Origin of the sequence: Paranoxybacillus vitaminiphilus (assembly GCF_003259935.1) — a bacterium.
In the GTDB taxonomy this organism is placed as follows: Bacteria; Bacillota; Bacilli; order Bacillales; family Anoxybacillaceae; genus Paranoxybacillus; species Paranoxybacillus vitaminiphilus.
In genome coordinates, this window is sequence record NZ_QLMH01000008.1 from 126,059 (window position 1) to 140,008 (window position 13,950).

General features: G+C 38.7%; 10 protein-coding genes, 1 other RNA gene and 1 pseudogene. 1 reads left to right on the forward strand and 11 read right to left on the reverse strand.

Going from position 1 to position 13,950, the window contains the following annotated elements:
• Position 1: 1 nt before the first annotated feature.
• From B0I26_RS10930 to B0I26_RS10970, 9 genes are all read right to left on the reverse strand, one after another.
• A complete protein-coding gene (locus B0I26_RS10930; RefSeq protein WP_111645472.1) occupies positions 2-955 on the reverse strand; it encodes an endonuclease I family protein in 954 nt (317 codons plus the stop codon).
• Between the two features lie 208 nt (positions 956-1,163).
• Entirely contained in the window at positions 1,164-2,315 is a 1,152-nt protein-coding gene (locus tag B0I26_RS10935) for a THUMP domain-containing class I SAM-dependent RNA methyltransferase (protein ID WP_111645473.1), read from the reverse strand.
• Between the two features lie 14 nt (positions 2,316-2,329).
• Positions 2,330-4,036, reverse strand: coding sequence for a putative bifunctional diguanylate cyclase/phosphodiesterase (locus B0I26_RS10940; RefSeq protein ID WP_111645474.1), 1,707 nt, complete (start codon positions 4,034-4,036; stop codon positions 2,330-2,332).
• Between the two features lie 247 nt (positions 4,037-4,283).
• Positions 4,284-4,682: RNase P RNA component class B (rnpB, locus tag B0I26_RS10945), an RNA gene on the reverse strand.
• 73 nt (positions 4,683-4,755) lie between these two features.
• Complete coding sequence (gene gpsB, locus B0I26_RS10950; RefSeq protein ID WP_111645475.1) at positions 4,756-5,052, reverse strand: cell division regulator GpsB; 297 nt, start codon at positions 5,050-5,052, stop codon at positions 4,756-4,758.
• Positions 5,053-5,116: 64 nt separating this feature from the next.
• A complete protein-coding gene (locus tag B0I26_RS10955; protein ID WP_111645492.1) occupies positions 5,117-5,668 on the reverse strand; it encodes a DUF1273 domain-containing protein in 552 nt (183 codons plus the stop codon).
• Between the two features lie 59 nt (positions 5,669-5,727).
• Entirely contained in the window at positions 5,728-5,976 is a 249-nt protein-coding gene (locus B0I26_RS10960; protein WP_111645476.1) for a spore coat protein, read from the reverse strand.
• A gap of 338 nt (positions 5,977-6,314) precedes the next feature.
• Positions 6,315-7,580, reverse strand: coding sequence for a ribonuclease H-like domain-containing protein (locus tag B0I26_RS10965; protein ID WP_111645477.1), 1,266 nt, complete (start codon positions 7,578-7,580; stop codon positions 6,315-6,317).
• Between the two features lie 9 nt (positions 7,581-7,589).
• A complete protein-coding gene (locus B0I26_RS10970) occupies positions 7,590-9,860 on the reverse strand; it encodes a DEAD/DEAH box helicase (RefSeq protein ID WP_111645478.1) in 2,271 nt (756 codons plus the stop codon).
• A gap of 329 nt (positions 9,861-10,189) precedes the next feature.
• On the opposite strand from B0I26_RS10970, the gene B0I26_RS10975 reads away from it, so the two are divergent.
• Positions 10,190-11,557 carry a globin-coupled sensor protein gene (locus B0I26_RS10975; RefSeq protein ID WP_111645479.1) on the forward strand — a complete coding sequence of 456 codons (1,368 nt, stop codon included), beginning with the start codon at positions 10,190-10,192 and terminating at the stop codon, positions 11,555-11,557.
• Between the two features lie 225 nt (positions 11,558-11,782).
• Here the strand turns inward: B0I26_RS10975 and B0I26_RS10980 are convergent, their stop codons facing one another.
• Both B0I26_RS10980 and B0I26_RS10985 read right to left on the reverse strand, forming a co-directional pair.
• Positions 11,783-13,300 carry a SpoIIE family protein phosphatase gene (locus B0I26_RS10980; protein WP_181502849.1) on the reverse strand — a complete coding sequence of 506 codons (1,518 nt, stop codon included), beginning with the start codon at positions 13,298-13,300 and terminating at the stop codon, positions 11,783-11,785.
• Positions 13,301-13,488: 188 nt separating this feature from the next.
• A pseudogene (locus B0I26_RS10985) lies at positions 13,489-13,851 on the reverse strand (Bax inhibitor-1/YccA family protein); the annotation flags it as partial.
• Positions 13,852-13,950 lie beyond the last annotated feature (99 nt).

Below are 13,950 nucleotides of genomic sequence, written 5' to 3' on the forward strand. Positions count from 1 at the left end.
GCTACAACATCGGAAAATGAATTCGCTCTGCAAGTGTTGGAAAGTCGATAAACGGATTGCGATTGCCCTGAATGCGGTAAATCGCCCAATTTCGATGTTTTTCATAAATCGTTACCGGAAATTGTTGATGCCATTGAACTAACAGAGAAATATCAATTTTTTTGCGAAACGGCTTCCGAATTTCATTTGGATAGCGCAGCAAAAAATACATCATCGCCCTAGCGACCGTACCTTTTCCGTATTCCGGTTCAAAATACTCATTGTTTGCCACCCCGCAATGATTCCGAATCGGTTCTGCCGGCGATTCCGGCTCATAAAAAGGAAAATCTGCATAAGGAAAATTAGAGCGTGTCGTATTGCATTCAGGCTGACAAACAAACAGATGATGCAAATCACCTTTCATCGGTTCTCTTGCACCAAACCAAGACTGCGGAACAACATGTTCAGTATTAAATTTAAACTGTTTTTCGATGCTTATCATCTTTTTCCCTACATCGAATTTTGCTTTTCTTGTCATTCGCAGCAGCTGCAAAAACTGTTCATACCTTTTACGAATCGTTTCATAATCTTGAACAATCAGCATTTCCGGATCTTTATGTTCACCTGAATAAATGCTTTTGACCGAACCATCAGGCTGAAGGTCAACCCATGTATACAAATATTCATCTTTGCTGAAAAAATAAGGGAGACGGCGTTTATGAGTTTTTTTAACAAGTTCATGATATTGAAAAAACAATTTCAGCCCGTCACTTTCGTTTATGGACACATGGCGATAATACCGTTCCATCGCTCTTTTGTCATCACGTTCGTTATAATATACATCTTTATTCGTACGAATTTTCTCCTGATATTCCTTTAATGTGTCCAACTGCTCAACAACATCGTCACTGCTCCATTGTTCTAATTCTTGAAAATTCTTAAGTAAAACCGTTTCATCTGCCGCTGTCTTATGCATCGTACATCTTTCCTTTATTTTGCTTTTATAGTTTATGTCTATTATATCAGAAGTTTATTGCACAAAACGATTACATTTACAAATGCAGAAAAAACGAGTTTCAACAAATAAGCGACAACTTTATACAAACATATGTCAATTGTATTTTTGCAGTTTCATATACCTAGGCTTCTAAAAATATAGGCTAATCCACATTGCTAAAAACCGCTCAAATCTTTGATATATCAACTTTTTTCGGCGGCCGCGGACCCCAATACTGATAATACTGGGTTTCAATAAAACCGTTAAAGAGTTTGCGCCGCTTCGTCGCCGGCTTGCCGTAATATTTCTCGAATTCCTTATGAGACGTTAAAATGTAAATGGACCATGTATCAAGCTTAGCAAATGTTTTGCCCATTTCTTCGTACATTTTTTCTACTTCTTCGCGTTCTCCTAAACGCTCACCATAAGGCGGGTTGCCAACAATCACGCCGTATGGCTGTTTTAATGAAAAGTCTTTGACCTGCATTTGTTTAAACGTAATTAAATCGGCTAATCCAGCTTCAAGCGCGTTTTCTTTTGCAATGTTCACCATGCGATGGTCAATATCAAAGCCGTATATTTCAAGCGGCTGGTCGTAATTGGCTAAGTCTTCAACTTCTTGACGCGCTTGTTCCCATTTCCGTTTGCCAATCCAATCCCACTGTTCAGAAACGAAATCCCGGTTAAAACCAGGGGCAATATTTTGACCAATTAAAGCAGCTTCAATTGGAATCGTTCCTGAACCGCAAAATGGATCAACAAACGGACGATCTGGAGTCCAATTGGTTAGTTGAATAAGCGCCGCCGCCAATGTTTCTTTTAATGGCGCCTCACCTTGTCCGACACGATATCCCCGCTTATGAAGACCAACTCCGCTCGTATCAATTGTCAATGTTGCAATGTCTTTATGTAAAGCAACTTCAATCCGGTAAAGCGGCCCGGTTTCTTCAAACCAAGAAACGCGGTAATGCTGTTTTAAACTTTCTACCACCGCTTTTTTCACAATCGCCTGACAATCAGACACGCTGAATAATTTCGACTTTACTGATTTGCCGATGACGGGGAATTCGGCATTAGCCGGGATAAAATCAGCCCAATTTAACGCTTTCGTCTTTTCAAATAAATCTTCAAAAGAAGTTGCCTTAAATTCACCTACTTTTAATTTCACGCGGTCGGCCGTTCTCAGCCATAGATTGGCACGGCAAACCGCCAGTTCATCCGCCTCGAACGTGACTTTTCCATTTTCTACAATACAATCATAACCAAGATTTCGCACTTCATCAGCGACAATCGATTCCACTCCCATTGCCGCTGTTGCGATTAATGTAATTGTTCCCATTTCACTCACCCTGTTCAGCATTGATTCCAAGTTTCTAAAAACTCATACAGTTCCGCAAGCGGAAGCGGTTTTGAAACATAGTATCCTTGCACATAGTCGCATCCTTGTTTTTGTAAAAATTTACATTGTTTCTCTGTTTCTACTCCCTCTGCGATCACTTGAAGACGTAAATTGTGCGCCATCTTAATGATGGCCGTTACAATCGACGCATCATCCTCATAGGAAGATAAATGCTTAATAAAGCTTTGATCGATTTTTAAAATATCAATCGGAAAGCGATGCAAATAACTTAATGATGAAAATCCTGTCCCGAAATCATCAATAGCTATTTTCAATCCGAACTTCTTTAACTTAACAAGCCGTGCGATCGATTGTTCCGCATTCGGCATAATGGTACTTTCGGTAAGTTCCAACTCAAACAGCCGCGGATGAATATTTGCTGCTTCGATCGTGCTTTGTAATCTTTTCATAAAATCGGCTTGCTGGAAATAAATCGATGAAATATTAACACTCATCTTTAAATGCGGATAGTCTAAATGAAGCTTTTTTAAATCTTCACAAGCCTGCCTCAGCACCCAGTCACTGATCGGGATAATCAATCCCGACTCTTCGGCAATTGGGATAAACTTCCCAGGAGAGACATATCCCATTTCTGGATGCTTCCATCTTATCAGCGCCTCTACACCACAAATTTGTTTTGTTTGCGTATTCATTTGCGGCTGATAATGCAGCTGAAGTTCATTGCAGTCAATCGCTTTCCGTAGCGCGTTTTCAAGCAAAAGCGTTTGTTTATCATTAATGTGCAGCTCATTATGATACAGTTCAAACTGATTTCTTCCGCTCTTTTTTGCCTGATACATCGCACGATCTGCCTTGCGCACTAATGTTTCAATATCCTCCCCATCATAAGGATAAAAGCTAATCCCTATGCTTGTTGATATGTAAACTTCTTGACCGTTCAACCAAAACGAAGCTTTTAACGATTCAATAATCCGCTCTGCGATGTGAACGGCTTCGCGGATATGTTTTAAATTCGGAAGGATAATGACAAACTCATCGCCGCCAATTCTGGCGATTGTATCTTGTTTTCGCAAAATTCCTTTTAAGCGTTGAGCCGTTTTTTGCAATAATAAATCTCCCATATGATGACCTAATGTATCATTAATATTTTTAAACCGATCTAAATCTAAAAATAATAACGCAAATTGCTGATCATATTTGCGCGATGTTTGAATAAGACTTTCCAATCGTTTTGTAAACAAATAGCGATTCGGAACACCTGTCAATATATCATAATGCGCTAAGCGCTTTAACTGCTCTACATTTCGTTTATGCTCCGTAATATCGGAAAAAATCGCGACATAATTCACAACGTTCCCTTCTTTATCTTTTATGGAACTTATCGTCAGCCACTCGACAAACAGCTCGCCGTCTTTCCGCTTATTCCAAATCTCACCTTTCCAAAAACCATTTTTTTCAATTTCTTCCCACATTTTTTCATAAAACTTCTTATCATGCAATCCAGACTGTAAAATGCGCGGGTTTTTCCCGACGACTTCATCGACACTATAGCCAGTTGCCACTTCAAAAGCGGGATTCGCTAATAATATATTGCCTTTTGAATCGGTGACAATAATCCCCTCACTTGTATATTCAATGACTTTTTTTGCAATTTCGGCAAATGTCGTTTGCACTAACTCTTTTGCATTATCACTATGCATCTTTCTTCCCTCGCCCTTTTCGAAAAAACATGATCGATTTATTATTTAAAAACGGACTAAAATAAAGTGTAGAGCTTATGTATTACATTTTAACATTTTCGTAAAAAATTCTCTGCCCTTAGAAATAAATTTTCTGTTTCTAAAAATAAATGGTATTTTTCTGTTTATCGCTTATTTACTTACAATAAGAAAAGCTCTCCGACAATTGCAGGAGAGCTTTTCTTATTTTTTAATCCCATTAATAATGTTCTGTAAGCCATGTTCTGTACCTTCGTACTGCAAGCGGCTTCTCGCCTCGTACTCCGGCGGTAATCATCTATCTACAGATGAGAAAAACTCATCTGTCCTTCCCTCCGTTCATTTCCTTCGGGAAGGTGCCCCTACCATCATTTGGGTTTCTCGCTCGTGGGGTTTACCGCGTTCCACCTCTAAGGTTTCCCTTAGAGCTGCGTCACTGTGGCACTTTAAAGGTAATCGAACCATATCCTCAGGCGGACTTAGGTTCTTTCCCTGCCGTCAGCCCAGCCGTAGCCGGACTGCCCTAGCTTATGGTTTCGCTAGGCACGAACACTACGGGCATCTCAGCACCGTGCGAGCATGGACTTTCCTCTACGACAAAAAATTGCCGCAGCGATTACCCGAACATTATTAATGTGGTTGGCATGTTGTATTATAGTCAAATTTTTCTCGTTTTTCAATAGAAAATTTTGTATTATGTATCAGTCATATAGTTTACTGCCAAACACATGCTTTTCCAAATTAGACAGTCTTTGTAAAATATCAAAATTCGTTGTTCCAGCTTGAGCAGGCTGGCGTTTCTGCGCTTCTTCCAGCTGCCGTTTCAGGCGCATATTCTCTTGTTGCAGCTCTTCGATTTGCTGCTGAAATGTTTCGTAATCTTTAATGATCAAATCTAAAAATTTATCCACTTCATCTTGATTATAACCTCTCATGCTTATTTTAAATTCTTTTTCAAGAATGTCTTTTGGCGTTAACTTTATGCGGTCTGATAGCATTCCTGATCACCTCAATTCCTTCCACTTTCTTTTTATTTTTTCAAAAATCAAGGGTATTGTCAATTTACCAATCGCTCATTTGCTCCTCTTCAATAATAGCCTGTAAATCGTAAAAAGTAACGGGAAAAATGTCATACTTCCCTGTTTCTGCTTTTTTCTTCGCAACGTCTAACATAAATTTCGGAGAACCTTCTTTTTCATCATCATATACAATTAATAACCCGTCACTTTTTTCCACAATAAATTGATTTTTCAAACGAAATTGACCTGGATGTTCATATTTGCGTTTCGTAATACTGTCGACAAAATCAGCTTGAGAAAGGATAAATTCATAATACTCTTTATTTTCCTCATTCCAATTTTCTTCTTGATCCAAAAAAGGAGTAAGCACCGCTAGCTGCAGCTGTGGATAAACCGTCTGCAAGTCAAAAACAACTTCTGCTGCCCAAAGTTCGACCCCGAGCTGTCCGCTAATAATCACCCACTCTAATCCATCTTCAGCCAAAGGGAGCAGTCGTTTGGCAATCGCCTTTTTAATAAACGGAATCGCTTGATGCTGATGATGAAAAATACCAAGTTCATACGGTTTATAACCAGTGATGGCAAGAACTTTGATCATCGCCTTCCCCCTCGTATAAAAAACAGGAACTGAACATTCAGTTCCTGTTTCCCCTTTTAATAGCCCCATGGAAATCGTGGAAATGGAGCAGGGCCACCGCAGCTAAAGTGCTGGTTGGATACTTCGCCTACGACAGACTCCGTATGCGGGAAATAGTGTTGATGTTGAAAAAGATGGTGATTGACATGTGTCGTATGAGACGGATGAATATGCGGCACAATCGTCGCTTGGAAATGATGTTGTGTACAGCATTTTGCCGGATGAACGATTGGCGCCGTTACATTTGGTCTTGGTCCGCAATACATGAACATGACTCCTTTCGTTTTAAGCTTTATTACAATATCAGCCTATGATGAAAGGAGTAAACATGTACTAAGACAAACACCTATTTTTACATAAACGTGTAGAAACTATGTTTTAAATTAGAAAAAACAACGGCAATTAAACAAACAACAACAAAAAATAAATATAATATTTTCTTATACATGCCCATCAAAGCCTTTCTCTCCATCGAAATATACAAAATTCACGATTTGCCCACAAATAATTATTCTACATATTTTTTGATATTTCTACAAGTTTTTAGAAAATTCACAGAATATTGATTACCTCATGTCGGCTTTTGCGCTTGCCGAGGAAATAATCATTTTTTTAATTTCCGAGCTAATCGACAGAGACGTTTTAACAATTCCTGCTCTTTCGTTTCATCTTTTTGTTTAAAGGTACGGACAAGCGACTTCCATATATCATAAGCATGCAGCGCATACGAGTACGCTTCTTCCACTCGCTTGAAATGATGCTCATATACTTTAGCCAACTCAGTGGCAGCCTTGATTTTTAATAAATCACTCTTATCTTGCAACAACTCCTGCCAAATGGCAATGGCTTCTTCATATCGTTTTTCTTTTTTATAAATAAGGGACAAATTCCATTTTGCTTTTGCCGCTTCTTGTTCATTCCTTTCTGCTACCCGCTCATACGCTTCTCGCGCTGCGCTTACTTCCCCTAAAGAATCAAACCAACGTGCCATTTCGAATTGTTCAACAGCACTCTTCATCTCATTGGCGCCTAAAATTTGTTTGGAAAGATGAATATACAACACAATTAATGACAATACATCGATTTCGTTATGTTTTAACACACCGAAAATTCCTTCCGGATTTTGCGTTGAAAGGAAATCGAAATACAACATCGGCGCTAAAAAGCCCGGGATATCTTCGTGACGCTCAATGCCAAGTATTTCTTTTTCCACATTTCCTAAACGTACCGATTCCAACTTATGTTTCCAAATTCTCCTTGAAGCATGATACAAATCGTAATGCCCAAATGCCGGAAGCTTCGGAACAACATCGCGGATAAAGGTATGACGTGTTTTCAATACAGGCCAATCAAACGCTTTACCATTATATGTAACAAGGGTTGTATAGTCTACTTCTGATAAGAAACTTTGATAAAGAGCTACTTCTGCTCCCGGGTTCGGCAAAAAATGTTGGCGGACTACAACCCGATCATCAAGCACCTGGGCATGGCCAAGCAAAAAAATCGTATTGCCTGCTCCGCTGCCTAAGCCCGTTGTTTCTGTATCAAAGAAAAACAAATCAGAGACTTCATGACGTTTGCTTGAAAGCGGATGCTCCAAACGTGAATGTTTCCATTGACGATGAACATCATAAAGTTCGCCAAGCTGGTAATGACCGTGTTGATAATGTAATGGATAGCTCACTTCGCGAACGAAACAATATTGACCGTCAAAGAAAAACGGCTTTGCTCCGAAAGACTCCCACTGCTCCAAATAGGGAATAGACACTTTTTCATCCGGTTGTTGTAATAATGGCTGTTTTTGGTCGTCTGATTGAGATGAGATGGACATATAGCCTTTTAATCTCGATAATTTCTTCTGAATGGACATAACTACCTCTCACCTTAAAAAGAGTTGAATAAGACGTAATGCGTCTTTTTTTGCATGCGGATTTGTTGTATCGGTACCAATGCATGAAGGACATCCGCTCTCACACGGACAATGGATAATCATATCTTTTGCTGTGACAAGCATATCTTCCATCGCATCAAACAGCTTTTCGCTCAACCCGATTCCCCCTGGATAGCGGTCATACATAAAAATCGTCGGCTGTTCATTATGAACCGCCTTCACTTGCGGAACAACGTGTAAATCGGACGGATCACACATGACTAAAAGCGGTGCAACATGCTGGATTGCATATGCCGCACCAATCAGTCCTTGCTCAATTCGTTCTTCCGTGAAATCATTAACAACATCCCGGTTAAAACTGATCCATACCGCGTTTGTGTGCAATTCCTCTTCAGGCAAATGAATAGGACCTGAGCCAATATTTTCATGCGTTTCAAATTTAATTTTTTTAAATATCGTCGCTTTTGCTTGTACCATCACATCCCCAAAGCCGATAATCCCGGTACCTCTGCTGCGCTTTTTATCTTCTTCCAACACCTTCAGCTGAACAGCCAGATTAGCATCAGTAAAGTAGTCAACATCCACTTCACGGACATATGCTTTTTTCTCTTCCCAATCCAGCTTTTCTACTTGGTATTGGACCCCTTGGTGTAAATATATCGCTTCTTCATGTAGGAGCGTCATCGCACTGAAACGGTCCATTTCACCGATTACTTTATGCTTCGCTACATTGGAAATATCGATAATGACGACATTTTCCTGCGATGCTGAACGCAAACTAATGTTATGCGCCGGAAAGGAATCATACATCCAATACCATTTATCTCCGCTCTGATGGATAACCCGTTCAGCAGCGAGAAACTCCATAATTTCATCGACTTCAAGGCCGCCGAATGTCTCCCCCTTGCGAAACGGGAGCTCAAAGACAGCACATTTCAGATGATCAACTAAAATAACGAGATTGTCTGGATTAATTCGCGCCGTTTCCGGATTCCGTTCTAAAAAGTAATCCGGATGCTGAATGATATATTGATCAAGCGGGCTAGAGCTAGCTACCATAAAAATGACGGCTTCGCCATGTCTTCTCCCTGCTCTCCCAGCTTGCTGCCAAGCGCTTGCAATCGTTCCGGGATATCCAGTCATAATGCACACTTGCAGCTGTCCGATATCAACACCGAGCTCTAAGGCATTTGTACTTACGACACCATAAATTTCACCATTTCGTAGTCCTTTCTCAATTTCGCGCCGCTGTGTTGGCAAATATCCGCCTCGATACCCTCTTATTGACTTTGGTCCAAGCTCATTTTTCACTAATTCCTGCAAATATGTGAGCAATATCTCAACGCGCACTCGGCTTCTCGCAAACACAATCGTTTGAATTTTATGTTTTAAAAATTCACTTGCCAGCTTTCTTACTTCTAATGTTGCACTTCTTCGTATATTAAGCGGTTTATTGACAATCGGCGGATTGTAAAAAACAAAATGTTTTTTCCCAGATGGAGCACCATTATTATCAATTAACACCATCGGCTCCCCTGTTAACGTTTCTGCTAGTTCCTTCGGATTAGCAATCGTAGCTGATGTACAGATAAACTGCGGATTGCTTCCGTAAAACTGACAAATCCTCTTTAGTCTGCGAAGAACATTAGCAACATGGCTTCCAAAAACACCACGGTAAATATGCAGCTCATCAATGACAACATATTTTAAATTTTCAAAAAGAGAAACCCACTTTGTATGGTGTGGCAGTATCGCAGAATGCAGCATATCAGGATTCGTTATGACTATATGTCCCGCTTTTCTTACCTTTTGCCGTATATTCGCGGCAGTATCCCCGTCATATGTATAACAATTAATGGTCGCTCCCGCTTTCTCAATGAGCTCATTTAATTCACTTTTTTGGTCCTGAGCCAGTGCTTTCGTCGGGAAAATATAAAGTGCCCTTGCTTCAGGATTTTCCAAAATGGTCTGCAATACAGGCAAGTTATAACATAACGTCTTTCCTGATGCTGTCGGAGTGACAGCAACAAAATGTTCTCCTCTCCGAATCGTTTCAAACGCCGAATGCTGATGTGTATAAAGCGCTTGAATACCTCTCTCTTGAAGAGCTTTTTTTAAGCGCTCGTCAAGCTCGAAAGGAAACGGTACATATTTCGCTTCTTTTTCTGGAATAGTATGCCAATGTACAATTTGCTCTCGGTATTCAGGATTTTGTTTAATCTCTTCAATGACTTCTTGAATCGTTTTCCGCACTTTCACTGTATTCACCCCATTCTTTTTTATTTTAGTGAATACGCGTTCGTTTTTAAAGCTTAATACTTAAATCCCTTGTCTGCTTCCTCACATGTAGCTGTATCACTCAGCATAAACATAATCGTTGGTGATGAAAATAGCGCAAAAGAAATACAGCAGTCTAGCGACTACTGCTGCTTTTAAATTTTATTAAAAAAATACTAGTTTGTGTATATGAGCGATCCATCCTAGTAATTAAGTACTATGTTTCACAGTTTTTTAACAGAGCCGTTACATACGCATTCTATATACGTGTTAAAATGCTAATTAGATTGGGGTGACTGGGAGGTAAAACAATGTCAAAATATCCACTTCATATGCTTCTCGATAATGAGAAAGGGTTTTTTCAACTATTTGCTAATGAAAAGAAAGATAAAGAGCAGGCTGACAACAATGCAACACAGCTATCAAAAATAATAGAACGGTACAAAGAATTACTAAATAGTCATGAAGCGAAAAATATTTCACTTATTGGCTTGACAGCAGAAGATATCGCAAAGCTCAAAAAGGCAAAACCTATTTTTGAAAAATATGTAAACCAAATTGTTGACAATTTCTATAAAAAATTGGGAGAAGAGCCTCTCTTAACAAGCATCATTGAAAAGCACTCATCATTTGAGCGATTGAAACAAACGTTAAAAACGTATCTGCTCGATATGGTGAGCGGTGAAATTGGCGCAGACTACATTGCTAGACGAAAAGTAATCGGCGATGTCCATAACAAAATTAATTTGTTGCCTGATTGTTATATTGGAGCATATACTATTATCCAAACTGATGTGTTAAACATGTTAATGAAAGAATTACCTCCTATAGAGGCTGCATCTGTTTATCATTCATTTTTAAAGCTTTGTTCATTTGATATGCAAATCGCTGTAACGACTTATATTGACTCGTATACCTCAAAGATGATGAAACTAAATGAAATTAAAGAATTACAATATCGGCTAAATGAGTCTTCTGCCGTTCTAGCAGCTAGCGCAGAAGAAACGACTGCTTCTATTTCAGATCATCAAAACAGTTTACAAATGATGCTTGAAGAAATTAATCATCTTCAAGAGGAATCAGACGTAATGGTAACAAAGGTAGAGCAGGGAAAACATACTGTTACAAAAGCATTGACAAAGCTAGATAATCTGATTGATTTAATCGAGAACACAAAATCATTGACTCAAGAACTATCAGATAGTTCGCGGCAAATCGGTGAAATTGTTGACACTATTCGAAATATCTCCAAGCAAACAAACATTTTATCACTAAATGCCAATATTGAAGCTGCACGCGCCGGCAATCATGGAAAAGGATTTGCTGTCGTTGCCAACGAAGTGCGAAAGCTAGCAGCACAAACAGAACAATCATTACACTATATTCAAAATCATATTAACGTGGTACAAGACACGATTCAAAAATTTGAATCCACTTTTCAAAATATTGCAACGCAGACGAGCTCCTTTCGGGAAACAAACAATAACATTATAAATATTTTGGACAGCTCTGTTGAAACTGTCAAATCAAGCAGCTTAAGAATTCATTCATTTGCTTCGTTTATTCGTGATTTTCAGCAAACATTTGCCGAAATTTCCCACGCTTCTTATCAAATTGCTGAAATGGCGGAACAACTAAACCAACTAAATAATGAATTGAACAGTAAATGTAAAGAATAGTTTGCAATGCTTTTACAGGATTAGACGAATGGGAGAAGCGTTACAAAACTTTAGCGAAACAATACGAATATAAGGATACAGCTCGACAGTTTCTATTCTTCTCTTTGTTTTGCAATGAAAATGGACTCAAAAAGCAGAGAGACGAATAACTAAACTCAGAAGTCATAATAATAAAAAAGCCATGAAAACAAGTTCACTGAATATTTTCATGGCTTTTTCACAAATTTATGAATTAATCCGAATGGAAATAAGAGAAATATCATCCGTCTGTTCGATTTGAGCGACTTGTTGTTGAACAGCTTCGATCGTTCGATAATGTTCTTCATCTCTATACGCACTATGCAAAGATTTTAAAGCTTCATGACAATTTTTTAAATTTTTCCCAAAAGCAGCGAGCAAACCATCTGTATATAAAAATATTTGTGTCGGACCTTCGTATGAAAGTTTCCCTTTTTGACAAATCATCTTTTTCATTAAGCCGATCGGAACACTGCCGTCTACTAATTCCTTGATTGTTCCATCGCTGGCAATGAATATTCCGGGTGGATGTCCTGCATTTAAATATTCAATCGTCCGTTTCTTTGTATCAATTACTAAGTAAATGGAAGTAAAATAACTTTTCCCTTTAAACAAATTAAAAACGTGGCGATTTAATTCCTTCGTTACTCTTATCGGATCAGTCACGCGCTTCATTAAACCGGGCAGCAAGGAACGAATCGACATCCCTATCAATGAAGCAGCCACTCCATGTCCCATAACATCAATGAGAATAATACTATAACGATGTTCATCAATTCGCTGCCAACAGTACATATCTCCTGATAGTTTCATCGACGGAAAGTATTGCCCGATAATCGAAATATCCGCGTTTTCGATTGGCGCCGACAATACCTCTTCTTGTATTTTTTTAGCAAGAGCCAAATCGGTTTCCAGCCTTCGTTGTATACTGTTTTGCTGTATAGCATCTTTCGCCTTAGCAATCGCAATCATCCCTGCTACATGATTGCTTACCTTAACAGGAATAAACGAGACGACAAACTCCTTATATTGTCCGCTTTTTACATATACCTTCATCTTAACAGCCATCGTTTGTCCTTTTAATATGTCTGCAAACCTTTTGGACATAAACGGCATATCATCAGCATGAATAAGTTGTTGAATAGATATGGTTTTCCATTCATTTTTCTCGTATCCAGTCATTTTTACCGCAGCTTCATTTACTTCAACAACATCGCCGTTTACATCTAATAGAAAACAAGCATCTGAGTTATTATAAAATAATGATTGATAAAATTGCTTCTGTTCCTCTAAAATGTCTGCGGTTAAACTTAACTTATCGATGATTTTTTTATGTTTTATTGCTTGCTGTAACCGTACATCCAACTCTGTCAACGTAAACGGCTTGCGGATATAATCAAACGCACCTGCTTGAAACGCTTCCTGTAAAAATTGTTCATTATCATACGCCGTAATCATTAAAATTGGAACATGCTGAAGAGCAGGGTGCTGTTTGATTAAACGGCAAAACTCAATCCCCGTCATTTTCGGCATAAGAATATCTGTCAAAATAATATCCACTTTGTTAGGAACAGATTGCCGCTTTCCTTCTTTGTCAAATCCTAAATAATGCAAGGCATCCTCGATCTCAACAAACGTTGTTACATTCCCGTGTCCTTTCATCTCAAGCATTTTTTTTATAAGTTCCGTAGTGCTTTGATGATCATCAATGACCATAATATTCATTGTAAAAACGCCCTTTACTCCATATTCTCTCCATAGCATAAATATACCATGATTTTATTTTTTTAAAAGGGAAAAGGGGTCTGCCCCCCATCACATTAAAACGTTAAAGTATTAAAAAATCGTTTGTTTATAAGGAAGAAGGACTGTCCTCTAAAAGTCGAGGACAGTCCTTCTGTATAAAATTTCTATCAATCTTCATCGCTGGCGAAGAAGCGTAAAACGTACGTAAATAAATTAATAAAGTCAAGGTAAATATTGACAACAATCATTGGAATTTCTTCTTCCGTAAAGCCGTAGCGCGCTAAACGATTGATATCAAAAATCGTAAATCCAAGAAAAAGCAGAATGCCTAAAGCAGAAATTCCCACTTGTCCTGCGCTTGAAAACGGAATAAACAATTGAATGAGCAATAACCCTAATAAAGCAAACAAGCCCATTGTTAAAAATCCGCCTAAGAACGAAAAATCTTCTTTCGTTCTGGCTGCATAAATGGCAACGCCTGCAAACGAAACAACCGCTAAGGCAAATCCTTTAAATACCTCGCCAGCGCCAAGAAGGTTATGAATAATGTTTAATTTATTCAAACATACTAAAATTTTTTTATTAAACATTATTCTTCATTAAGCTACATTCAGCTTAACAGGGTGTAA

Coding starts and splice junctions, on each gene's coding strand:
- B0I26_RS10930 (WP_111645472.1), bottom strand. CDS start 955: ATGCATAAGACAGCGGCAGATGAAACGGTTTTACTTAAGAATTTTCAA.
- B0I26_RS10935 (WP_111645473.1), bottom strand. CDS start 2,315: ATGGGAACAATTACATTAATCGCAACAGCGGCAATGGGAGTGGAATCG.
- B0I26_RS10940 (WP_111645474.1), bottom strand. CDS start 4,036: ATGCATAGTGATAATGCAAAAGAGTTAGTGCAAACGACATTTGCCGAA.
- gpsB (WP_111645475.1), bottom strand. CDS start 5,052: ATGCTATCAGACCGCATAAAGTTAACGCCAAAAGACATTCTTGAAAAA.
- B0I26_RS10960 (WP_111645476.1), bottom strand. CDS start 5,976: ATGTATTGCGGACCAAGACCAAATGTAACGGCGCCAATCGTTCATCCG.
- B0I26_RS10965 (WP_111645477.1), bottom strand. CDS start 7,580: ATGTCCATTCAGAAGAAATTATCGAGATTAAAAGGCTATATGTCCATC.
- B0I26_RS10975 (WP_111645479.1), top strand. CDS start 10,190: ATGTCAAAATATCCACTTCATATGCTTCTCGATAATGAGAAAGGGTTT.
- B0I26_RS10980 (WP_181502849.1), bottom strand. CDS start 13,300: ATGAATATTATGGTCATTGATGATCATCAAAGCACTACGGAACTTATA.